We start from the raw sequence: 23,197 nt of genomic DNA, 5'->3' as shown, positions 1-23,197 counted from the left end.
GCAGATCACATCGGCCGCCTACGGTTTCTACCTGCACCGGCTGGGCGGGTCGGCGGCCGAGGCCAACAGGTTCGGCCGCGAATACGGTGCGATCTACCGTTCGTCCCCCACCGCCGGCGAGCCGACCCTGATACGCATGACTGCCGTGCGCGGGCCGGGGCAAATGGAGAACGAGCAAGGCTGATCATCCGCCGAGTGTGTTCACCGTTCTCTGCCGGCGTCGGACGGTTGCCGACCGGAGGGGATCGACCCTAGCTTGATCTTTAACCTGTGCGGCGTGGTCGTGGGGTGGTCGACTTCTTCGTTTGTTGTTTCGCCGCCGGTGTTTTGCGGGGTGTGTGGACGTCGTGGCGTGGGGTGGGTCGGGTGTTCTTTCGGCCTGGGGGTCGTCCGGGGCCGGGGCGGGTGGGTTTCGGTGCTTGGGCTGGGCAGCCGGCCTTTGGGCGGATGTGCCGGAAGTCGCGGCGGACTCGGGCGGGGGTGAGCCTGTCCGGCGGAGTTGGTCTTTCCCAGGGGCGACGCCGGTCGGCCGCCAGCGGCCGGGCGAGCCGCAGTTGGGTGTAGGCGGCGAGGATCAGCCAGGTCCATCGGTCGGCTGCTTCGGGGGTGCGGATCTTCGGGGAGGTCCAGCCGAGGGTCTGTTTGAAGAGGCGGAAGGTGTGCTCGATGTCGAAGCGTCGCAGGTATGCCTGCCAGAGCCGGTCGGCGTCCGCCGCAGTGGCGTCGGTGCCTGACCACCACAGCCAGACCGGCTTCGGTGTTGCTCCGCTGGGCAGGTGGCCGATGTCCAGGCGGATTACCGTCCCTTCGACGATGGGGAGGGTGCCGTCGGCCGCGGCCCAGGACGAGCGGTGGGTCAGTCTGGGGTGCAGGCGGTCCCAGGAGCGGGTCTGGGCGGTGCCGTAGAGGCGGGTGTCGGTGACGGTCTCGGTGTCCGGGCTGTGCCAGGTGTCGGGCTGCCCGAAGACGAACTCGCCGCCGTGCCGGGGTGGCCGGCCCTGAGTGTGCGGCAGCCGGGGCGGGACAGCCCTGCGCAGGACGCGGTCCGAGCGCATCCTGGCCAGCACCTGCACGGGCAGGTCCTTCAAAAGGAAGCCAAGGCGGGGTGCGTCGTATCCGGCGTCCGCGACGATGAGGATGTCGGGATCACCGGTTTGCCACTGCCCCGCTGCGATCAGTCGCTGAAGCAGCTCGCGCAGTTGGCGGACGGTGACGGTGGCGGTGTCGTCGCCGGGCGTCAGACGCAGAGCGTCCAACGGCGCGGTCCATGAGCTGCGGCCCGGCTCCAGTGCGCAGATGATCGAGTAGGGCCAGCCGGGGACGGGGATGTGCTGGTCCTTGCCCCGGCCGTAGGTGTGGCACAGGATCCGCTGCGGTGACGTGTGGGCATCGGGCCGCAGCCAGCAGGTGACGTCGATGGCCAGGACCAGCCGGCCGTCGGCAGCCCGTGGCAGTGGCACTTCGGCCAGGGCCCGCCGCAGCCGGCCGGCATCGATGCGGCCACGGGCCACCGCGGCGTAGAGCCCGCCATGACCGCGGCGGTGTTCACCCACCAGCGACAGCTCGGCCAGAGACCTCACTGGTCCGTCACCGCACAGAACGGCATCGGCCAGCTCGAACAAGGCGTCCGAACGGGTGGTCAGGCAGGAGTAGAACTCGCCCCGGAAGCATGACAGTTGTGCCAATGCGTCAGACCGGGCGTCGTGATGCAGCAGACTCATCCTCACGGCCTTCGTTCTGAATGTGTGTGTTCCTTGGTCGGAGCACATGTTCAGACGAAGGCCGCTTCCACGTACGGCAGTTACCGGACCGAGTGATCAAGTTCGACCTGCCATTCGACGCCGAACGTTAAAGATCAAGCTAGGGCACATGCCCAGCCGGGGCGGCATGACCGTTCGGCACTCCGAAGGGCAGCATCATCCACGAACTGGCGGAGCGGCACCCGCGCACAACCGACGTCCGTGAGCTGCAGGTCGCCGCTTTCAGGCCTTGTCTGCCCAGTACTCGGCCAACATCTCGCCAGGCCAAGCAGGCTCGTGAAGCGCGCCCCGCGGCCCCATCTCCTCGAAGTACGGCGACACGTCATAGATCTTCGTGCCGACCACGGCGTCCAGATCGGTGACGCGCAGCCTGAGCCCTTCGACCCCGAGCAACCGGGGGAAGCTCTGTGCCAGTTGGTTGGGGCGTCGATGGTTGCGATGCGCGAACGTGCCCGTCGCCGGCCACTGGGCGTTTCCGCGCGGGCTGCGGGCGTGGTACTCGACGTCACTGGGTGAGGCCAGATTGAAGTGCCACACCACCACCAGGTGGGAGAACTCCTCCAAGCCTTGCACGGAGTCGACGGGGAACTCGGATTCATCGAGCTGGATCACCGACTCGACCCCGCCCCAGTAGTCGTCGGCGACCTCGGGACGGCCTTCGACGACTTCTCCGATCGGGTTGATCTCCAACGCCATGCCCAGCCCTTCGTCTCCGCCTAAACGACGTCTGTGGTCAATCTACTTGTGCCAGGTACGAGGCCGCGCGAGCGTCGAGGATGCCTACTGTGGGTATGCCACGCCGTCGGTAGGGCGAGAGCAGTTGCCGCATGTCGACGACTGTCTGACGAGCCCGTCCTGAATAGATTCCGTCCTCCATCGCGTCCAAGACCTTGGTCCAGGTCGCACAGGCCTCTTCAACGCCACCGTGCGCGATCTGCGTCGCCCCCATGTATCCAAGGGTGACTGCGTGTGTACGCCGGAATGCCGCCCCGCGCGTACGCACCGAGCGCCGGAACTCCTTGACCGCTCGTTGATGGTCTCCGAGATCCCGCAGGGTGCAAGCGGTCTCGTGCGCCAGGGAGGCTTCGCCGAAGAAGAAGGTTCTGTCCGGCTCCCTGATCCCGTCGTGGGCATTCGACAGGTCGTCCTCAGCACGCAGCAGGGCGCGCGCTGCCTCCGACCTGTGGTCGTTCGCGGCGAGGGTACGTGCGTGCACCACACCAAGAAGCGCTCGTTCGCGGGGAGTCGCCGCATCGTACCGAGCGCCGTGCACCGAAGCCTGCGCGATCTGGAGAGCCTCGCGTCGAAACCCCAGGTCGAGTGCTTGATGCGCCATAGCGCGCAGGATGTGCCCGCTCAGCGGCGCGTCGCCCGATCTGGCAGCCAACTTCACCGCGGTGTTGAAGCGGCTGAGCGCAACGGCATGCTCACCGTTGTCGAAAGCCATCCAGGCCGACACGTAAGCCAGTTCCGCTGTTGCCGAGAACATCGCACGTCGCGTCTCGTCGTTGGTGAACCGACCCCGAAGGAAGCCAAGGGCTTCGTGTTTCAGGTACTCGTCGACCGCTCGTCGTCCATGTCCGCCCCCACGCCGCTGATCCATTCGGGAGAACGCGAGAGTCAGCTCTTGTACCGTTTCGACGTCTCCGCGGCCGACGCGTTTGCCGGTCGGGGGCTCCGGGACCGGCGACTGCGACATGGCGTCCCACCACGTCACGTCGGGCAGTATCAGGGCGGCTGCGGAGTACACCCCGCCTGTCAGTAGACGACGCCGGTCTGCGTCCACGCCACTCCCCAGGTCGCTCAGCGCGATCAACGGATCGACGCGCCAGTCCAGCGCCCCCTGCGCTGATGAGGTGGAAACTGTGAACCCAGCTTCCTGCGGCGTGATTTCACGCTTCAATCGACGGGACAGCGCCTGGCACAAGATAGCTGGCGCAATTCCAGTCGGTTGGGTGCCCCCCACCCACATGCTCACGTGGGAGCGTCCGATCTTGGAGTTTTCCCGAACTTCGCCGTTCAGCGTCTCAGTGGCGACCCGGTTGTACGCTGCGGCCGTCATGGCTCGGGACCAGCGAGCTTCCAACAACAGCGCGTCTAGACGTTCGTTCCTCTCGCGCGCCATCCTGCGCCCCCGCGACTGAAAGTGATCTTTGATCGGGTTGACCGATCTGCCGTTGTCTGCGTCCGGGATCAGTCAGTTGCTTCACGGTAGTGCTCAACTTCCCTCGCTTGCAGCCGAGGTGGCGAAATATCACCCTCAGCGTCCGTCGAGAGGCGCCGAGACGGACATCGTCGTGTACCGGGCGATGGCGTCGAATCACCGATCGCCGGCGGTCTCTCAGAGCTCAGGGAGCCGGTAGCACAAGCAACTCCCCTTGAGATATGGGGACTTGTTCTTTGCCCTCAACTGCGCCGTCTCTCAAGGCTCATGTAGCGCTGACCGCGACTTCCCTTGGCGATCTTTGACCACCTTGACCACCTCCAAGCCCTTGACCCCATGCCCATAACTCTGATTCCGCGGTTCGCTCAGTAGGCCCGACACCCGACGAGCGGGAGCACCCCCACATGAGTTCCTCTACTGGCAGTGCCGTCGTCACGCGCGATGTACGTTTGGGCGGCGTCGACTTGCAGCCGCGCAGCTCGATCGGCCTGCGATGAGTCCCGCCACGACCGTCGCCACGGTCTCTACAGAACTCGTGCAGCGGACCACCCAGGTCTTCGCGGTAACTTTCGCCCCCGACTACGCCCGTGTCCGCCCCATCCGCCAGATCACTACGGGCTACCTGCAGCTGTGGAAGGTACCCGAGTCGATCGAGGAGGACATCGCGCTCGCCGTCTCCGAACTCGTCACCAACGCGATCAAGCACGGCCGCGGAGACATCGGCCTGAAGGTCCTCTACGCCGCCGGAGAAGTACGAGTCGAGGTCACCGACGGAAACCCGACACCGGCGCAGCTCACCACTGCGGACGACGATGATGTCTCCGGCCGCGGCCTTCTCCTCGTCGCCGCTCTCGCGTGGAAATGGGGCGTCAGCGACAAGGGCAAGACAACGTGGTGCGTCTTCCAAATCCCTGCCTGGAGATCGTGATGGTCACCGTCACATGTGACGCTGCCACGGTGTCGAGTCAGCGGTACTCAACCGAAGATGCCACCGTGGGCACACTCCTCGTTGGCCTGCGCCGCTTCCTCGCAAACGAGGCGATCGACGACGAGTTGTGGGACGACCTGGATGCCGTACTCGGTGAGTTCACGCCCCCCGCCTCACACGAGATCGCAGCCATCACGGCGCGATTTCGCAGGGCAACCACCACGCTCGTGGAGATCGTGCCATCCCTCGTACGCCCCTACCCGCTCTGGCCGCTCCAACGTCTGATCTTTCTGAGCGCCGAACACCCTTCTCCTGAGTACGCCCGAGGACATCTCAACCGACTCGCCATGGGCATTCTCGACCTCCTGGAGCTGATGGGAGACGACGCTGTATGACGCGCACTCCCCTCGAAGAAGATGAGGGCAAGATCCTGGCCCTCGTCACGACAGCCCTGTCCTGGGACCCGCATGGCCCCGACCTCGGCCTTCCGGCCGTCGACGTCGCTCTGGACATGGCCAAGCAGTTCGCCCAACGCGGCAGGATCCTCGCCGACGATCTGTGCACCCGGTTCCTCAACATCCCCGCCGACTCGTGGGCCGGGGTCGGCGCACAGGCCACCCTTGGCGAAGCCGCCCGGCGCCTCAGCCTGAGGCCTTTGGTCCAGAGCGCCGCCCCGCGGTCGGCCGCGCACCGCGCACAGAATCTCGCACGCCTCGTCCAGGCGCTGTTCCGCGCGATAGATCAAGTAACCGATGAGCGGGCCCGGTCCACCCTTGTACGGACGTCGCTCCGGAGATGACGCTCCAGGGCGGGACTACGAGGTCGTCGATTTGGACGATCTTGCGCCCGCCGCTAGACGGCCGCCGGCGGTCTTGATCGCAGATCGGACCGCCGAGCGACGCTCCGCCGGCGCCCGAACCCTCATGCGCCGTCCGCCACGTCACCGTCGGCCCCGGGCGAGTCGACGAGAAGGGAGCCCGTCCGCCGATAGCCTCCCGGCCCGCCAGCACGTTCATGCCGGCCTCCGTCCCCAAAACACGTACGACCGAAGGAAGTTCATGACCAACGCGACCGTCGAGCCCGACGAGGCGACCCGTCTGCGGAACAGAGTGGTGAACGAGCTGTGCGCGGACGGCACGATCTCTTCTCCCGAGATCGAAGCCGTGCTGCGCAGGGTGCCGCGCCACGAGTTCACCCCGGACGCGACGCTGGAGAAGGCGTACGACACGTACGCCGCAGTGATCACCAAGACGGACGAGCACGGCATGCAGCTCAGTTCCGTCTCTGCCCCGCAGATCCAGGCCATGATGCTGGAGCAGGCTCGGCTGCTGCCTGGGATGAAGGTGCTGGAGATCGGCTCGGGCGGTCTGAACGCGGCCTACCTCGCCGAACTCGTGGGTCAGGACGGCGAAGTCGTCACGGTGGACATCGATCCCATCGTCACCGGACGCGCTCGTCGCCTCCTGGACGAGCACGGCTACGACCAGGTGCGCGTCGTCACCGCCGACGCGGCCGCGCCGATCCCGGACCTCTGCGCGGTGGATGTCGTCCTGGTGACGGTCGGAGCCTGGGACATCCCCCCGACCTGGATCTCGCAGCTCAAGCGGGGCGGCCGGCTCGTGGTGCCGCTCCGGATGCGAGGCCTGACCCGCTCCGTCGCCTTCACCCAGGTCACGGGCGAACACGGCGACTACCTGGAAAGCGAGTCGGCGCGCATCTGCGGCTTCGTCGCGATGCAGGGCTCGGCCGCCCACCGGGAAGAACTCCTGCTGGTCAACGGCACCCCGGAGATCGGCCTGAAGTTCGATGACGGCCTGCCGGCCGACCCGCACCGGCTGGACAACGCCGTCACGCATCCGCGCCATGAGCTGTGGACCGGCGTCACCGTCCGCCTCCAGGAACTCCTCGACACCCTCCAGATGACGATGGCGATCAGTCTGCCGGGCTTCTGCACGATGGCCGTCGACGAAGACCTGGACACGGGCCTGGTCGCTCCGACGAACAAGCGGTTCACCCTCGCTGCCGTCGAGGACGACACCTTCTGCTACCTCGTCACCCGCCGCACCGAGGACAACAAGCACGTCGAGTACGGCGTGCACGCTCTCGGTCCGAACGCGAAGCAGCTCGTCCACAAGGTCGCCGACGTGCTGCACGACTGGGAGGGCAACCGGCGCGGTGGCCCCAGCCCGGTCATCCGGGTCTATCCGGCCGGCACCTCCGACGACCGAATCCGGGCAGACCGGGTCATCGACAAGGTGCACAGCCGGATCTCGCTCTCCTGGCCCACGGCGTAACGCCAAGAGCCAGGCCGTCCCGCACCACCCGACGTAGAAGGAAGGGCACCATCATGACGAGCGCCACACTGGACCCGCCCGCCCCGCTGGCGGGCCTGGACGACGACTTCGCGCCCCTGAACGTGAAGGTCGTCGTCTCCGAGCACTCACTCGGCAAGCTCATGTGCGCCACCGGCGACGGCTGCGGAACCACCTGCGCGACGGGCGCCTCCGCCTGCAACTCCTTCGTGGAGGACCCTGCCTGATCCAGGCCAGTCTCTCGCCGGGGGTCGGGCGCATCACCGTGCCCGGCCCCCGGCCCTCCCCGTTCCGCGCGTCGCCTGAAGGAAGGGACCATGGCTCCCCGAGCAGTCGCCAACTACCAGTGGCAGGGCGCCGCGATGCTGCGCGCCACCACCAGCCCCGGACCGGCAGACGTACCCCGCACCCTCGACCTGGACGACGTGACCGTCACCCGCGGGTGGCTGAACCGCATCTGGCAGCGCGAAGAGGCGCGCAGCGCACTGGAGTTGGCCACCCCCGTCCTGTCTGCCGCCGTCGAGGCCGTCATCCAGGGCAAGCAGAGCGATCCCCGCCAGGTCCGTCGTACCGCGCTGTCGACCGCCTCCTACCTCCTGCGGTGGCAGCACCGTCCCACGCCGCTCGGCCTGTTCGCCGGCACCGCTCCTCTGACGGTCGGGCGCCGGGCGAGCGTGCGATGGCGAGACAAGCACCGTGTGGCGATCCGGCCCGACGCGGAGTGGGTCACCGACATCGTCCTGCGCCTCCAGCGCAGCCCTGAACTGATGAAGCGGATACCGCTGATCGCCAACAACGCCGCCCACGTTCGCGGCGACCGGCTTGTGGCGCCGGGCCCGCCGGCCGACGGCTACGCCCAACTCCTGGCCCCGGTCGAGATATCCGTGCGCAACGCCCGGCCGGTGGCCGCCGCCATGGACGCGGCCCGTACCCCCATCGCCTACCTCGTCCTCCACACCCACCTGCGCGACCGCTTCCCGCAGGCCACCGCAGATCGGATCGACGCGCTCCTCGGCAGCCTGATCGAACAGCAACTCCTCATCAGCAGCCTGTGGGCCCCGATGACCACGGTGGACGCCTTCCAGCACCTGTGTCGTGAGCTGGAGAAGTACGAGGCGGACACGGTGCCGGACATCCGGGACCTGGTCCATGCGCTGAACACGGTGCGCGAGGACGTTTCCGCCCACCAGCCCGTGCATTCGGGCCCCGGTGCGAGCGCCGTGGCAGCGCGGATGCGCGACCTCTCCCCGGTCACGCCGACGCCTCTGCTCATCGACACGGCCCTCGACTGCGAGGTGCAGCTCCCGCAGGCCGTGGTGGCGGAGGTGCAAGCGGCCGTCGCGGGCCTGTACCGGACCACGCCGCAGCCCTACGGCTACCAGCACTGGCGTGACTACCACCGTCGCTTCCGGGCTAGGTACGGAGTCGGTGCCCTGGTGCCGGTGATGGAGCTGGTGGCAGACAGCGGACTCGGGCTGCCCGCCGGGTACATCGGTTCCGACCGCGGCTCCGCTCCGAAGCTGCTCACCGACCGCGACGAGGTACTGCTCGGCATGGTGCAGCAGGTTCTCATGGACGGCCGGGACGAACTCCGGCTCACCGACGCGATGATCGATGCCTTGGAGAAGGCCGCCGGAAGTGACGAGCGGCAGTTCGTGCCTCGGGTGGAAGTCGCCTTCGAAGTACACGCGCCCAGCACCACGGCGCTCGCCCGCGGCGACTTCGACGTACTGCTGACCTCAGTCCCGCGCCCCGGCAGCAGCATGGCCGGCCGGTTCGCCCACGTACTGCCGCCCTTGCAGCAGGACGCACTCGCCACCACCTACCACGGTGCCCCTGGCGCGCTCCCCGCTCAGCTCGTTTTCCCTCCACTCCGCCGCCGCAACGAGAACGTCACCCGCACACCGCGGCTGCTGCCCCACGTGATCGAGCTGTCCGGCCACCAGACGACCGACGAGACGACGATCCCGCTCGCGGACATCGCCGTCACCGCCGACGCCCGCTCCTTCCACCTCGTGCAGATCTCCACCGGCAGCCATATCGACGTACGGGTTCTGCACGCCCTCGAAGGCGGCACTCAAACCCCGCCGCTGGCCCGCTTCCTCGCAGAGGTGGCCACCGCGCGGTACGCCGCCTACAAGCCGTTCCACTTCGGCGCCGCCGCCCGACTGCCCTTCCTGCCCCGGGTCCGCTACCGCCGCACCATCCTCACCCAGGCCCGCTGGCTGCTGACCGCCGACGACCTGCCCGGCCGGGCAGCCTCGACGGAGCAGTGGGACCAAGCCTTCGACGCCTGGCGAGACCGCCTCCGCGTCCCGGACCGCATCGCCATGATGGAGTACGACCAACGCCTCCCCCTGGACCTGACCCACTCGGTTCACCGCCGTGTGCTGCGCGCCGCTCTCGACAACCTCCGGCGTCTGGAACTCCGCGAGGTTCCCAACGGCGGCGCCCACGGCTGGATCGGACGGGCCCATGAGATATGGCTCTCCCTCGACCTACCCCAGCCCGAGAACACCGACGTGTCCCGACCGCGCCCCGCCACACCGACGGCAACCGGCCGGCATCTTCCCGGCGCCGGTGACGTTCTCCACGCGCAGCTCCACGCCCATGCGCGCCGCTACGACGAGATCCTGCACCGGTACCTGCCCCGGCTGCTCGCTGCATTCGGCGACACCCCGCCGACATGGTGGTTCACCCGGCACCGGGAGATGGCCCGCCCGGACGCCGACCAGCACCTCGATCTCACGCTGCACCTTCCGCAGAACGCGTACGGCACCGCGGCCGAACACGTCCACACGTGGGCGGAGACTCTTCACCAACTCGGCCTGGCGTCCGGGCTCGTCCTGGCCACCTACCAACCGCAGACCGGTCGCTTCGGCCATGGCGCGGCGATGGACGCCGCGCACCAGGTGTTCGCCGCGGACTCGGCCGCCGCTCTCGCGCAACTCCAACTCGCGGAGCGTACCGACGCCTTCGCCCCACAAGCGCTCGCAGCAGCCAGCTCCCTGAACCTCGTCACCCAGCTCACGCCTAGCGCCGCCGAAGCCGAGGAGTGGCTGGTACGCAACCTTCCCCAGGGCGAGGGACGGCTGGACCGGGCAATGCGCACACAAGTGCTCGAACTCGCCACATCTGAAGGGGAGTTCGCGCTCGCGGCCCTTCCCGGAGGCCGCCAGGTTGCCGAAGCGTGGTCGGCCCGCGCCGTCGCCCTGGACGTGTACCGGAACACCTTGGCGCAGGAGCGTGACCCGCTCACCGTCGCTCGATCACTGCTGCACCAGCATCATGTCCGCGCTCTGGGCATCAGCCCGAGCATCGAAGCGACGACGCTGCGACTCGTACGCAGCGCTGCCCTTCAGCACCGGATGGCAAGCCGATGACCGCGCCCACCGCGAGCGCCGTATCGCTCCTGGAGCAGTACGCCGACCATCTTGCAGACCCCTCTCCCTCGTCACCGGACGAGCCCTGGGCGGTGCAGTCCCTCGCCGACGGAGCCGCCGGGATCAGCCTGTTCCACATTGAGATGGCCGGCCGGTTCGGCGCCTCCTGGCACCCCGCCCACCGGTGGATCACCGCCGCTGCCTCCGGGCACATCACCGCGGCCGACACCACCGGCCTGTTCCTCGGCGCACCGGCCGTCGGCTTCCTCCTCACCACTGTCCCGCCAGCCTTTCAGCACCTGTACGCCCCAGCGCGCGGGACCCTCCACCAGCACATCACCGCGCTCACCCACCGCCGCGTGGATGCGGCACTTGCCCGGATCAGCAGCGGCGATCTGCCGACCTTCGCGGAGTACGACCTCTTCTACGGCCTCACCGGCATCGGGGCCTACCTCCTGCGTACCGATCCCGAGAGCGCTGCGCTGGAACGAGTCCTGGGGTATCTCGTCGCCCTAACTCGCCCACTCTCGCTGGGGCGCGGTGGCCTGCCCGGCTGGTGGGTTCGTCATGACCCGGCCCGCGGCAAATCGCCCCATTTCCCAGGCGGTCACGGCAACTTCGGGGCCGCGCACGGCATCACAGGGCCGCTCCTCCTCCTGACCCAAGCACTGCGCCACGGCATCATCGTCGACGGCCACCGGGAAGCCGTGCTGAGTATCTGCGACCACCTGGACACCTGGTGCCAGCACTCACCCTCCGGCCCGTGGTGGCCCGAGCACATCTCTCGCCGCGACTTCGAACTCGGACGCCCTCACCACGATGCCCCCGCACGGCCGAGTTGGTGCTACGGCACGGCAGGCATCGCGAGGGCCGGACAACTCGCCGGCATCGCCCAGCCCGCTCCTGACCTTCAGGCGTTCTACGAGGACGCCCTGTACCAGGCCATGACCGACCCCGTGCAACTCCGGCAGGTCACCGACACCGGACTGTGCCATGGGTGGGCAGGCATCTACCAAACCGCCGTCCGGGCTGCCTCCGACGCCCTTGACCTCCGCCTTCAGTCCCTCCCGCAACGCCTCGGTGACACCCTCGCCGCGCAAGCCCGGCCCGGCGACCTCCCGACGGCCGGCCTGATCAACGGCGATGCCGGCACCGCGCTCGCCCTCACGACCTTCGCCTCACAACAGGCGCCGAGCACTGGATGGGACGCATGTCTCTTGATCAACTGATTCACGCCGCCCCGAGCCCGACCCAGCGCGCGGTCCTCGCCGTCCTCACCGGCCAGCCGCTCACCGACGCCGCCACCCACTACCGGATCGACCCTGCGATCCTGTCCGACGCCGTCGTGGTCTACGACCAGGCCGGCCAGGAGGCCCTGGCCCGGCACGCCTCCATCACCGACTGGTGGCAGCTCTACCTCCACTTCACCGACTGGGCGAACGCCGACACCACCTTCACCACGTACGTCCTGCCCGTCCTGCAGGAGGCGCAGGCCGCGGGCACCATCGACGGCTGGTGGTACACCAGGAAGCATCCCTGCTGGCGCATGCGCCTTCACGTGCGCCCCGCGATCGGGACCAAGCTGGCCCTCGGCGACTGCTTCGCCCGCCTCGTCGCCGACGGGCACCTGCAACGCTGGTGGCCCGGCATCTATGAGCCGGAGACGGCAGCGTTCGGGGGTGAGGTCAGCATGACGGTCGCCCACGCTCTGTTCGTCACCGACAGCCGGGAGGCCCAACAGTTGCGGTACCGCAACTTGGCTGTAGGCCCAAGGGAGTTGTCCGTCCTGCTGTGCACGATCATGATGCGTGCCGCCGGCCTGGAGTGGTACGAGCAAGGAGACGTCTGGCATCGCGTCATCACTCACGAACACCGCTCAACCGTCAGCGATGTCCCGGCCGATCACCTCAGCGGCCGCGCTCAGGAGATCCGCCAGCTACTGCTCACAGACAGCGACGCCCTCCTACTCCGCGGCGGACTGCTGGAGCCGGTAGCCGAGTGGGCTTCCGCCTTCAGCGACACCGGCCGGGCGCTCGGCCGCGCCGTCCAGGACGGAACCCTCGACCGGGGGTTGCGGCAGATACTCGGTTACCACGTCATCTTCCACTGGAACCGGCTCGGCCTGTCTATGCGCGGGCAGAGCGTTCTGGCGTGGGCTGCAAGGTCCGCGATCCTGCATACCGACAGCGCCGTGTAGAGCGGCTAGAGGAACGACAACCGTCATCACAGCCGCGGCTCAGCCCGACTGGCTCCTACGGCTCTGTCAGTAGCTGATGCTTTCCTCGGAACGTCAATCGACGTTCCGAGGAGGCTCTTCCGTGACCGCTGGTTCCGCATCCGCCCCGACTCCGGCCCGCCGTCTCCGCCCACGCCTGTGGATCGGAACGGCCTGCGTGGCCGCGGGAGTTGTCCTCACAGCAGCAGCCCGCGTCTACGATGCAGGTGCCTTGATCATCCCGTCCGGACTGCTGATGGGGAGCGCCTACGTCGTAGCGAAGCCGTGGTTCGTAGCTCGGTCTGAGATCTGGCACCGAGTGATCACCTTCGTGCCCATGGTCCTGTATGTGCTGCTGCTCGGCGGAGTTGTGATCCTGGCAGCCGATGGACTGCCTGACGACCCGGTACCGGCAGGACTGGCCCTTCTGGGCGTGTGGATCTTCCATGTGTTCTGCGGTGTGCCAGAGCCGGCGGAGTTCGCCTACGAACGGCTGGCGGGACGCCTTACGTGGGCAGTGGTGCTCCAGGTGTTCTCGATGGCCTGCGGCACGGCCGGCATCGCTCTCTGTCTCACTCGCGGCCTGCCGGTCCCTGACCGTTTCGAACCGGTGGTCGTCGGTACGTCTCTGGGGCTGATCGTCGCGCTGTGCACCGCTTCGCTGAAGGTGTTCTCCCGAGGCCGCAGGCTCGCGACGCGCCTGGCGGGCGACGCTCGGGGAATGGCTCGGTGTCTGGAGAGGGTGTCGCGTGGTGGAGCTGCGGAAATGAGCAGTCGTCAGGAGGCGGCTGAAGACGCCTGGGACGCATTGGAGTTGACCCTGCGCAGCAAGATCGAGACCGGTTTTCATCTCTCCGGGACCTTCGTGATCCCCAACGAAGAGCGCCGGTCGCTGGAAGCCGCTGTGGTGGAAGCCATCGCTTCCCCGGGTTCCCGGTCGTACAAAGAGGCGATCGCAAAGCTGACCATGCTGCGGACGGCATGCCACGACAAGATCGACACGGCCGCGTGAATGTCCGAGGACCGGGATGAGACTCGGCCCACATCTTGCCGATAGTCCTTCGGGCGATTTCGCCGACGGACGCACGCGTGGCAGTTCAGCCTGGCCGATTGCGCTTCAGATCTCTGACTTTTGGAGGCAGCGGATCCCGTAGGCTTACGCCTGTGGGCCACCATCGCTTCCCAGCACAACCACCAGCGACGTTCGCGACGTTGGTGGACAGCGCGATGGGTATCGTTCGTCTGCACTTCCCCCAGCACACGCGAGCGTCTTCGACAGGGAAGACACCAGTCGTCTGGCACACCGCACTGAGGGAACAGCGCTTGGTGCTGACAAACAGCTACCGCGGCGCCGTTCTCGCCATCAACTCGTGGCTCCGCCGAGATTTTCTCCACGCTGGTGACTGGGCGACACCTGGAGATCCGGCAAGAGAACTGACTCTCTCACTGCTGAGGACAGCGGAAAACACAAACGGTCGGCCGTCCATTACGGGAGGGCTGCACTACGGATTGAAGACCCAGCCCTCGTCGGGCTCAACCTGGTTCGTTGACGGGCAGCACCGACTGTCCGCGCTGAGAGAGAGCCGTCACCCGGGCGAAGGGAAGACGGCACACTTCTTGCGAATGGCCACCGACGGCCTGGCGCTGCAGCTCGATCGACTCGCACGAGCCACCGAGGCTTCCAACGCCGAAAAAGTCTCACGCATCATCCGCGACGCACGTGCGTTGGCAGATTTCCTGCTAGAGCTAACCCTGTATGTACTCAGCGGCTTCGCCCGCTACTTCGGCCATTTCGCCGCGCCGCCTCCTACCGACACTTCCCCATGTGGTGTCCTCCGGCTGACCGTGCCGGTCATCCCACGAGCTCCAGGGTCAGGGCCGTTCTTCAGCCCTACTGACTTCGCCCTCGTCGCGTAACAACTCGTCGCGGGGGGCGCCAAGACCCGCATGAGGTTGTTCGTGAACTCTGCCCTGCTGCTTGCGTACTTTGGCCTGACCCTTCCGGTACTGGCCTCGTGGTACTTCGACAAGGCGCGTCGCTCCATCCGTCGTCTTCGGTCGTGGACGGCCCAGCTCAAAGTGAGGCTCATGGCCGCGCTCCGCCGTCGACTCTGGCGGTTCCTCTCGGATCACCCCGCAGAGGAGAACGAGGATGTGCCGCAGGCCGTACCACTACGCCCGGGTACCTGAACTCAGGCCAAAATGCGGTGAGGGCTGCCCTGTTCAAGGCAGCCCTCACACCGCGGAATGTCCAGTCGATCGGCCACTCTCCGACTGACACTGGTGGGAGGACCGGACGGGACAGAGCCACACGGCTACGTCTACGCGGCCAGGCCGTGACGCTCGCTTCCGCCACCGATCTGATCCCCATCGCCCTGAGGGCGTTCGAGCCCCAGCAGATTCAGCAGGTCGGCCGTCACCACGCGGTAGGCGTTTCCGAGCCTCAGCACCCTGACCGGGTACGCCCCCTGCTTGGCGAGTCCATAACCGGTGGATCGACCGATCATCAGCGCCCGATTCGACGTGTCGAGGTCGATCACGGCAGGAAGACCAAGCAGCTCATCGCTCGTCAGCCCTCGTGCCTCACAGGACGAGTTGGATGCCGTCATGATGCCCTCCATAGAATTTCCCGCGCCACAGCGACACCCCAGATGTATCACGGAGTTGCAGCAGCACCTTTTGTGTGCCTAAAGTCTCACCATGACACCTGATCAATGGTCGACGGCGTTCACCGCTCGGATCGCTCAGCGCGTGCGGGAATCACGCAAGGCCGCCGGCCTGACCATGGCCGAGGTCGCCCAGGGGTGTGCCGACCGCGGCTTGCCGGAGTTCACCGAGCACTCGATGAAGAACCTGGAGTCAGGACGCAAGACAAGCGTCACCGTGGCGGAGGTCGTCGTGCTGGCTGACGTCCTGGGCGTCCCGCCGGTGACTCTCCTCTTCCCGCTCGGATCCTCGGCCACGGTGGACGTCCTTCCCGGCCGCGAAGTCTCCACCTGGGATGCGGTCGCCTGGTTCACCGGCGAGTCGCCCTTGGCCGAGCCCGCCCCCGAAGGCTCCGCTCGGGACGTCCTCGACCTCTTCCGTCAGCACGGTGATCTGGTGGCTGCCGCGATGTCCTCCTACGCCCTGGCCAGGGAGAGGCGACGGGCGGCCAGCACCACCCTGGACCGAGCCCGCAGAGCCACCCTCCTACAGCGCACCGAGGGCTACGAGGAGCACGCCTTCGAAGACGCCCAAGAGCTACGCGCCTACCGGAAGCGGATGTGCCAGCGCGGCCTCACCCCTCCGCCCCTTCCCGACGAACTCGCCTTCGTCGCCCAGCCCGACATGGCCACCGACGCAGAGGAGAGTGAGTGAAGAACGGCACCATAACCCGGCGGTGCCGGTGCACTGCCCCCGAGACTGGCAAGGACCTCGGGGCGTCGTGCCCGAAGTTCCAGTCACGACGACACGGGACCTACGGCGTCTTCCAGGAGCTGGACCCCGCTCAGGACGGTCGGCGTCGGCGGTTTCGTCGCGGTGGCTTCGAGACCTCCGCCAAGGCCAAGGAAGAGCTGGACAAGGTCCGTGCACTCATGGCCATCCCCGAAGAGGACGACGCCTGGGGCAAGACGCAGATCAGCGATCTGTTGGAGGCGTGCGTCCAGGACAAGTCCCCGCTGCCGGACTACGACGAGACCCGCCGCCGGTTCCAGACCGGGCAGGCCTTGAACTCCAAGGTCACCGTCGAGGAGTGGCTGGACACCTGGCTGGCCGGACGCAAGCGCCTGCGCAGGGGCGGAGTTGCGCGTTACGAGTGCGATATCCGCATCCACCTCAAGCCCCATCTCGGGCACCTTCGCCTCGACAAGCTCCGGGTCCACCACATCGACACGATGTTCGACACCATCAACGAGCGGAACATCGAGATCCAGGAGCAGAACGCCCAGCGTCGGGCGGTTGCCGCCGAGCTGAAGGCCACACCGAACAAGGGGGCTGAGAATCGGGTGCGACGGAAGTGGTTCCGTGCCCAGCTCGACGCGATGCCGCCGTTCCGCCGGATCACCGGTCTGAACACCCAGCCCCACATTCGCGACACGCTCCGGGCTGCGCTGAACGTCGCCATCGCCCAGCAGGTGATGCCTGCCTTCAACCCCGCCGCTCACGTTGAGCTGCTGCCGGGGACAAAGCCGAAGGCACTGATCTGGACCGACGAGCGCATCGCTCGATGGCTGGAGACCGGCGAGAAGCCGTCGCCAGTCATGGTCTGGACCCCGGAGCAGACTGCAGTCTTCCTTGACTTTGTCTCTGCGGACCGGCTGTACATGCTCTGGCGGCTCATCGCCTTCCGAGGCACCCGCCGTGGAGAAGCCTGCGGTGTCCGCTGGGAGGACCACTCCGGGAAGGCTCGCTCCCTGTCCATCGCCACCCAACTCGTCCAAGACGGCTGGGAGGTTCACGAGGGTGCTCCGAAGACCGACAGCGGCATCCGCCTGATTGCCCTCGACGACGACACCAACGAGGGCCTCATCAGCCACAAGGACCGCCAGCAGCGGGAGTGCGAGGCGTGGGGCGAGGGCTGGCAGAACACCGGGCGCATCTTTACCCAGGAGGATGGCTCACTTCTCCACCCCGGCAAGGTCAGTGATCTCTTCGAGCGCCTCACCAAGGCCGCCGGCCTGCCCCCCATCCGCCTCCACGACCTTCGCCACGTCGCTGCGACCCTGATGCTCGCGGCGGGGGCCGATATCAAGGTCGTCTCCGAGACCCTTGGCCACTCCGACACCCGGGTCACGCGGGACATCTACCAATCCGTCCTCGACGACCTCGCTCGCGACGCCGCCGAGAAGGTCGTACAACTCGTACCGCACACGCGTAAGCCGCTGGAGGCAGTCCGCGACGACGAGCCGAAGTCGAGCACTGCTCCCCGGCGGCCACGGATGGTGCCGCCGCACAAGGGCGACACATCTCAGCAGAATCGTTCCGCCTGACAAGAGACGGAAAAGGAGCCCCGGTCAGCGTGAATCTGACCGGGGCTCCAGCATGTACGTCGCCGAGTGCCGAACTCCTTCGTCGGGCAACCCGGCGTTCGCCAAGCCCCGTCACCGCCTACGGGTGCTGAAGTCTTCGGTCGTCCCTCCGTTCCTCAGCACCGCTGAGCGCAGCTCGTACGGCTGCGCCGGATACGTGTTGGAGCCTCGCCGGACGAAATACTCCAGCGGCTTGTCGCGAGCGCCTGGCGTCACCAGACCGTAGGGCGGGCTCTGCCCCGGCTGCACGTCGAGGACCAGGATCAGCTTCCCGTCGGGCCGGTATTCCTTGATCTCGAACTCCGGTGTCGGCTGCACCATGGCCCTCAGCAGGTTCCCGAGCTCGTCGCGCATCTGGGTACTGGGTTTGTCCTCGGCGATGCCGGTAATCGTGACCTCGTCGCGGTCGATGCCGAAGACAATGGATCCCCCGCTGCCTATGGCGAACGCGGCCACCGTCTTCAGGGTGCGGCGGGCATCCCGGTTGGGAAGCATCTGCTTGAACTCTAGTCGGGGCCCTTCCCCCGAAGCGATCAGCGCTTCGACCGCAGCCACGGGATCAACTGGCAGGTCGATCTCAACGCCCGCCCGCCCCGCCTGATTCGTCCAGACGGAGGAAGGATCGATGGAGCGGTAGTCGAGCCAGTCCGTCCCACGCTTCAACCACAACCAGGCGTGAGTCGGCAGACCGTTGGCCAGTGCGATGGTGATGGGGCCAGCGGCATCGAGTCGCCGGACCGTCCGTTCCTCCACCCCGTACAGCTCCAGGTCGGTCCCCTGCACGGCATCGCCTTCGACGGACACCGTCAGTTCGGTCGCGGTGATGTGCACGCCGGCGATCCAGGCGGCCCGGTCAGCGATACGCACCTTGGCCAGATCGCTCGAAGGACTGCTTCGTCCTGCAAGTGAGAAATCCCCCTCGAAGAACGCTCGCCAGGCGCTGTCCGGCTCCGGGAACGAAGGGGCACCTCCGGCCCCGACGAGCATCATGTGGGGAAGCTGACGATCCGTCTGGTCGAACGGCGAAAGGGCGTACTCGACGACTGGAAACGTCAGCTGTGGCCGATCGAGGCGCGAGTACCCCGGGCGACGCTCCACGGTGACCGTACTCGCCGCGCCCGGACTCCATACACTCAGGGAACCGACCGTCATAGCGTTGCAGGCGCTGTCCGAGTAAAGCAGAGCCAGATCGGCCGCGGCGACACGGCCGGCAACGAAGGCGTACCGCTCGTACATCCACTCGGTCTCAACCCAGCCGGGCGGCTCCGCACCCACCAGCACCCAGCAGTCGTGAAGGACCCAGCACTTCCCTTGACGCAGGGCGAGCAACCGCACGTACGCGTCCCTGTCATCCTCGCTGATCGAGCGGACGACTTCGTCGAGCTGAACGCGAGCGCCCACGTCGACTTCCCTCCTGTGAGCGCACTGCGATCACGAATAGTTCCTCGGTAGCGCCCCTGACTGATTCTTCATCAGCCGACGTCGCAGCTCCTCCGGTTTATGGGAACCCCCCAAGCCGACCGGCGCCCGAACCCTCGCCTGGTACTCGTCGGCCGTCTCCGGCCTGGCCGTCCAACTCCCCATGGCGTGAACGCGTGCTGTCCACCGCTCTGCACGCTCGCTGCACGCCTGTCCACCGGTTGTCCACCGGGAGCGATCTTGGTGTCTACGAAGCACCCGCAGAGGCGATTCACCAAGGTATCGAAATAGCAAAAGGCCCAGGTCAGAAGGGTATGACCTGGGCCTTGAAAGGAGCCCCCTGTCGGATTCGAACCGACGACCTACGCATTACAAGTCCGGGCAGGATCTTGCTGGATGCTGCTGGACGGTTCTTCCATGTGCGAAACCACCAGGTCAGGACAGATTCGCCATGGGGGCCGGTCCACGTCAGGACAGCTCCTGCCGCACTGTCCGCTCACGCATCGCTCACGCACACCGGAGGACGTGACGGTTGCTCGACCTCTTGGAACCCTCGGAGACATCCGTCCATCGGGGCTGCCGGATATGAATCGAGCAGACTCAATCGCGATCGGTTTGATTCGGTCAGATGCGTTCACGGCATCAACTGGCCATCCTCGTAAGACATAAGATGATGCGCCTGGGGTGCCTGATGCCCAGGTCAATGTCTGGGGCCAGGCGCTGGTCGGAATGCTGCTGCCCAGGCGTGAGGGAACGGAGCGGCAGAGAACGGTGTACCTGCACAGCTTCACTGCGTGTGGATTCCGATCCCTCAAGGATGTCCGCGACATCCCCGTCAGTACGCCTACCATCCTCGCCGGGCAGAACGACGGCGGTAAGACCGCGGTGCTCGCCGCGCTGGCCTTCCTCGTGGGTGCCGAGCAGTTTGCCGAGCATGACCGTATGTACGAACTCGGTTCGTCCGTCGAGGCAGCCGACGGCTTGACCTCTCTCTCAAGGTGCTCAACCACCTGGGTGGAGGGACTGTTCACCCTCGATCCTTGGGAGCAGGAGGCGTTCGGGCTGCCTGTGGAGGAGTTGCGCGTACGGCGGCGGGCCACGGCTGGCGAAACGCCGGTGCTGGAGTGCTGGGCGCCGCTTGCTGATGACGAACGGTTGCGTGATCCTTCCCAGTTGACCGTCGCCGAGGTGCGAGCACTGGCCAAGGAACTGCTCCCTGAGTTGACGTCCATCAAACGCGTCGACATCGAACCCGCCCTGCGCGCTTACGGCACGGCACACGCGTCCACGTCCGGATGGGTACTGGCACCGAAGGAGATGGAACGTCGTCTACCCCGGCTTATGCCGTTCGACGGCAAGTCGGCTGATCCTGACGGGTCCGTAAGGACGGCGTTGATGGGCCGCTACCAGGCTCACATGGCAGATCCCACGCTTCAAGGACGCCTGCAGCAGATCGAGGACGGGATCAGGGAGCGCCTCCAGGACGACGCCCAGTCTCTGTGCGCGCATATCCAGAGTCGCTGCGACGATCTCACCGACGTGTACGTCGAGCCCGAGGTCTCCTTCTCGCATGGCCTTCGAGGCGCGCCGCTGCGAATCGCCCGCACAAAGGGCGAGGCCGTCGGTCTGGAGCGATCCGGGCTGGGCAGTGCACGCCGTATCTCCCTGGCGATCTGGGAGTGGACCAGCCGACTACTCAAGAGCGAGGAACTCGGCGAGGTTGACCCCGCCGTCGAGCCTGAGGCTGTCGAGGACGCTCCGCCGCCGGTGCAAACGATCGTGATCTACGACGAGCCGGACACGCATCTCGACTACGGCTACCAACGCAAGATCATGCAGCTCATCCGTGACCAGAGTGCGCTGCCCCATGTAAATGTCATCGTCGCCACTCATTCCATGAACTTGATCGACGATGTCGACATCGCCGACGTCGTGCATCTGCGGCTGGAGAACGGCCGGACCCTCATGGAGCGGTTGGGGTCCGACGCCCACGACGAGATCGACGGTCATCTGGGGCGGATCGCTGCTGCGGTTGGTCTGCGCAACTCCGTTCTCCTGCACGAGCGCTGCTTCCTGGCTGTCGAAGGCGACACCGAGCAGCGTGTGATCCCTACACTGTTCCGGCTGTCCGAGGGACAGTCATTGCAGTCGGCCGGCATCGCCTTGTGGGCATGCTTCAACAACGAGGGTGCGTTGCACCTAGCCCACTACCTGGTCGAGCACGGTCGAACCGTGATGCTCATGGTCGACGCCGACAGCCGTTCTCTGCCCAAAGGGTTGTTCAAGGAAGCCCGCCTCCAGCAGTTCTTCGGCAGCGCTTTCAACGAAGTGGTCCGCTTCGTAGGAGAACCGGACTCCTTCAATGAGTTGGAAGAGTTGTTCTCCGATGGCCTGTGGGCTGCGGCCGCCAACGATCTCTGGCCTAAGGATGAACCATGGACGGCAGCCGACTTCGCTGCTCAGCACCCTGGTAAGAAATTCAGCAAGGAAGTGCTGAACATGCTCCGGGACGGCAGTCCGGATGGGCCCAGCGGTAAGCCCGACATGATGTTCGGGCTGGTGAGCACCCTCACCAGCCCTGATCAGGTGCCCGCACAGTTGCGGGAAATCTTCAGTCAGCTCAGAAAGCTGGCCGCAGGGTAAAGGCGCTCCGGCGCGGCCTGGCTGGACCAGTGCCGCCAGCCTGCCTTCGTCTCGCAAGCATGCGCTCCTTGCGCTGCTCCGGCGTCGGCGGTTCCCACCTGTGCCAGCCCACCGGCGGCTTCCACCGCTGGGCATGCCCCCGAGCCTCAAGCCCACACCAACGGCAGCCACTCGGAGCAGGTATGTGCTGGCCAAAGGCATTGCCATCGTCAGTCATGAGTTTCCCTCCCCACCAAGGATTCTTCCCCACGGCACTGACATCACCCCTGCCATCACATAGTTCCATTTCACGCTAAAATGGAAGAAGCGGGTCGGCCACTCGCAAGTTCTTTACCTGATGAGACGGGCCGTGTGTGTGGCCTTGTGCTGAGGTGCCGGGCCACGCACGTGCGCTGAAGTACGGGCGGACCGATCGGAGCCGCCACCGGCGTGCCGAGCCGCGTTGCCACAGCAGGTCGTCATCAAAGGATCAGGACGATCGAGGGAGTTGCGAGTCGTCGGAGTAATACACCAGCTCATGGGGAGGGGCGACGCTGTGCAGCGTTTTCTCCGGGCGCACTATCGGGCGCCGTGTGCTCACCGCAGAGCCGGTGACAGCGTGTGCCGTCACAAGGATGCGGTCACTGATGACGTTCGTTAGACGAGTTCGTGCTCCTTCCAGTCCAGCGCCTGGACCGTCTCTAGGGGCCAACGACGATCCCTGTCCCTGTTGGGACGCCGAGCCTCAGCCTCCTGCACGTACTGCTCGTGCCAGCGGACCTGTTCCCGGTGGAGCGCGGGGCGGGACAAGCGGCCTACGGCGGGGTGGCAGGCCGCGATGACCTGCGCGAGGACGAGCGTCGCCTCGGCGTCGCAGGAGGGATCACCGGGGCGTTCATGCGGGATGCCGTACCACTCGGCGACCGTTTCCAGGGCGCGTCCGCCGGAGCGGAAGGGCTCGGCGTGCCGGTCCAGAACGAGTGGGTCGCAGATCGGTGACATGCCGTTGGCCAAGCGATCGGACAGCGGTGTGAGTCCGTGCCGGAGCAGTTCACTCTCCAACGTGGTCAGCACGAATTGGGCGTACCAGACCACCATCGGTTCCTTGGTTGCCAACTGCCCCACAAGCAGGGTCGTCAATTCCTCCAGGGCCTCGGTGGCAGGCGTTCCGTGGGCACGGGCACGCTCCACTGAAATGCCGTGATTCTTGCGAGGCGTGACGGACAGCGGGCCGGGGCCAGGATCGATGAGCCAGAACCGATTCGTTCCGTCAGTGGTGCGTACCGCTGCGCCGAGAATGCGGTCGACACCGTAACGGTTGCCGGTGGTTGCGATGTCCAGGGCCATAAGGCGGCGTCGGTGCCAGCCCGGATGGTGCCGGC

General features: G+C 66.6%; 20 protein-coding genes. 14 read left to right on the top strand and 6 right to left on the bottom strand.

Going from position 1 to position 23,197, the window contains the following annotated elements; translation table 11 throughout:
• Nucleotides 1-4: 4 nt before the first annotated feature.
• On the top strand, nt 5-184 hold the full coding sequence (locus ACFWP5_RS04110; RefSeq protein WP_384150075.1) for a DUF6417 family protein: 180 nt from the start codon (nt 5-7) through the stop codon (nt 182-184).
• A 79-nt stretch (nt 185-263) separates the two neighbouring features.
• Here ACFWP5_RS04110 and ACFWP5_RS04105 read toward each other — a convergent pair whose 3' ends face one another.
• The 3 genes from ACFWP5_RS04105 to ACFWP5_RS04095 all read right to left on the bottom strand — a co-directional run bounded on the left by ACFWP5_RS04105 (nt 264) and on the right by ACFWP5_RS04095 (nt 3,822).
• Nucleotides 264-1,721 carry an NF041680 family putative transposase gene (locus tag ACFWP5_RS04105; protein WP_384149825.1) on the bottom strand — a complete coding sequence of 486 codons (1,458 nt, stop codon included), beginning with the start codon at nt 1,719-1,721 and terminating at the stop codon, nt 264-266.
• A 261-nt stretch (nt 1,722-1,982) separates the two neighbouring features.
• Nucleotides 1,983-2,456: a TrmO family methyltransferase gene (locus ACFWP5_RS04100; RefSeq protein WP_384149822.1), complete on the bottom strand. Its 474-nt coding sequence runs from the start codon at nt 2,454-2,456 to the stop codon at nt 1,983-1,985.
• A gap of 37 nt (nt 2,457-2,493) precedes the next feature.
• A complete protein-coding gene (locus tag ACFWP5_RS04095; RefSeq protein ID WP_384149819.1) occupies nt 2,494-3,822 on the bottom strand; it encodes a Tat pathway signal protein in 1,329 nt (442 codons plus the stop codon).
• Nucleotides 3,823-4,417: 595 nt separating this feature from the next.
• Here ACFWP5_RS04095 and ACFWP5_RS04090 point away from each other — a divergent pair.
• The 10 genes from ACFWP5_RS04090 (at nt 4,418) to ACFWP5_RS04045 (ending at nt 14,679) form a co-directional block, all read left to right on the top strand.
• A complete protein-coding gene (locus ACFWP5_RS04090; RefSeq protein ID WP_384149816.1) occupies nt 4,418-4,852 on the top strand; it encodes an ATP-binding protein in 435 nt (144 codons plus the stop codon).
• A 65-nt stretch (nt 4,853-4,917) separates the two neighbouring features.
• The gene (locus tag ACFWP5_RS04085) at nt 4,918-5,247 is read left to right on the top strand and encodes a DUF6415 family natural product biosynthesis protein (protein WP_384149813.1); all 330 of its coding nucleotides are present in this window, start codon (nt 4,918-4,920) and stop codon (nt 5,245-5,247) included.
• A complete protein-coding gene (locus ACFWP5_RS04080; RefSeq protein ID WP_384149810.1) occupies nt 5,244-5,651 on the top strand; it encodes a hypothetical protein in 408 nt (135 codons plus the stop codon). Before ACFWP5_RS04085 ends, ACFWP5_RS04080 begins: the two co-directional genes overlap by 4 nt.
• A gap of 259 nt (nt 5,652-5,910) precedes the next feature.
• The gene (gene fxlM, locus ACFWP5_RS04075) at nt 5,911-7,146 is read left to right on the top strand and encodes a methyltransferase, FxLD system (protein WP_384149807.1); all 1,236 of its coding nucleotides are present in this window, start codon (nt 5,911-5,913) and stop codon (nt 7,144-7,146) included.
• A 53-nt stretch (nt 7,147-7,199) separates the two neighbouring features.
• Complete coding sequence (locus tag ACFWP5_RS04070) at nt 7,200-7,391, top strand: FxLD family lanthipeptide (RefSeq protein ID WP_384149804.1); 192 nt, start codon at nt 7,200-7,202, stop codon at nt 7,389-7,391.
• Nucleotides 7,392-7,481: 90 nt separating this feature from the next.
• Entirely contained in the window at nt 7,482-10,547 is a 3,066-nt protein-coding gene (locus ACFWP5_RS04065) for a lantibiotic dehydratase (protein WP_384149801.1), read from the top strand.
• Complete coding sequence (locus ACFWP5_RS04060) at nt 10,544-11,776, top strand: lanthionine synthetase C family protein (protein ID WP_384149798.1); 1,233 nt, start codon at nt 10,544-10,546, stop codon at nt 11,774-11,776. Before ACFWP5_RS04065 ends, ACFWP5_RS04060 begins: the two co-directional genes overlap by 4 nt.
• The gene (locus tag ACFWP5_RS04055; RefSeq protein WP_384149795.1) at nt 11,758-12,744 is read left to right on the top strand and encodes a thiopeptide-type bacteriocin biosynthesis protein; all 987 of its coding nucleotides are present in this window, start codon (nt 11,758-11,760) and stop codon (nt 12,742-12,744) included. The genes ACFWP5_RS04060 and ACFWP5_RS04055 overlap by 19 nt, the downstream gene beginning before the upstream one ends.
• A gap of 250 nt (nt 12,745-12,994) precedes the next feature.
• On the top strand, nt 12,995-13,774 hold the full coding sequence (locus tag ACFWP5_RS04050; RefSeq protein WP_384149792.1) for a hypothetical protein: 780 nt from the start codon (nt 12,995-12,997) through the stop codon (nt 13,772-13,774).
• 611 nt (nt 13,775-14,385) lie between these two features.
• Nucleotides 14,386-14,679 carry a hypothetical protein gene (locus ACFWP5_RS04045; protein ID WP_384149790.1) on the top strand — a complete coding sequence of 98 codons (294 nt, stop codon included), beginning with the start codon at nt 14,386-14,388 and terminating at the stop codon, nt 14,677-14,679.
• A gap of 404 nt (nt 14,680-15,083) precedes the next feature.
• On the opposite strand, the gene ACFWP5_RS04040 is transcribed toward ACFWP5_RS04045, so the two are convergent.
• A complete protein-coding gene (locus tag ACFWP5_RS04040) occupies nt 15,084-15,371 on the bottom strand; it encodes a hypothetical protein (protein WP_384149787.1) in 288 nt (95 codons plus the stop codon).
• 91 nt (nt 15,372-15,462) lie between these two features.
• Between ACFWP5_RS04040 and ACFWP5_RS04035 the strand changes: the two genes are divergently transcribed.
• The gene (locus tag ACFWP5_RS04035) at nt 15,463-16,122 is read left to right on the top strand and encodes a helix-turn-helix domain-containing protein (RefSeq protein WP_384149784.1); all 660 of its coding nucleotides are present in this window, start codon (nt 15,463-15,465) and stop codon (nt 16,120-16,122) included.
• Nucleotides 16,119-17,735, top strand: coding sequence for a tyrosine-type recombinase/integrase (locus ACFWP5_RS04030; RefSeq protein WP_384149781.1), 1,617 nt, complete (start codon nt 16,119-16,121; stop codon nt 17,733-17,735). Before ACFWP5_RS04035 ends, ACFWP5_RS04030 begins: the two co-directional genes overlap by 4 nt.
• Nucleotides 17,736-17,846: 111 nt before the next feature.
• Here the strand turns inward: ACFWP5_RS04030 and ACFWP5_RS04025 are convergent, their stop codons facing one another.
• A complete protein-coding gene (locus ACFWP5_RS04025) occupies nt 17,847-19,175 on the bottom strand; it encodes a helix-turn-helix domain-containing protein (RefSeq protein ID WP_384149779.1) in 1,329 nt (442 codons plus the stop codon).
• A gap of 789 nt (nt 19,176-19,964) precedes the next feature.
• Here ACFWP5_RS04025 and ACFWP5_RS04020 point away from each other — a divergent pair.
• A complete protein-coding gene (locus ACFWP5_RS04020; protein WP_384150071.1) occupies nt 19,965-21,836 on the top strand; it encodes an ATP-dependent endonuclease in 1,872 nt (623 codons plus the stop codon).
• A 636-nt stretch (nt 21,837-22,472) separates the two neighbouring features.
• Here ACFWP5_RS04020 and ACFWP5_RS04015 read toward each other — a convergent pair.
• The gene (locus ACFWP5_RS04015; protein WP_384149776.1) at nt 22,473-23,006 is read right to left on the bottom strand and encodes a hypothetical protein; all 534 of its coding nucleotides are present in this window, start codon (nt 23,004-23,006) and stop codon (nt 22,473-22,475) included.
• Nucleotides 23,007-23,197: the final 191 nt, after the last annotated feature.

Origin of the sequence: Streptomyces sp. NPDC058469 (genome assembly GCF_042721125.1) — a bacterium.
Classification (GTDB): domain Bacteria; phylum Actinomycetota; class Actinomycetes; order Streptomycetales; family Streptomycetaceae; genus Streptomyces.
Note: the sequence above shows the minus strand (reverse complement) of the source record. Positions and strands in the feature narration are given on the sequence as shown.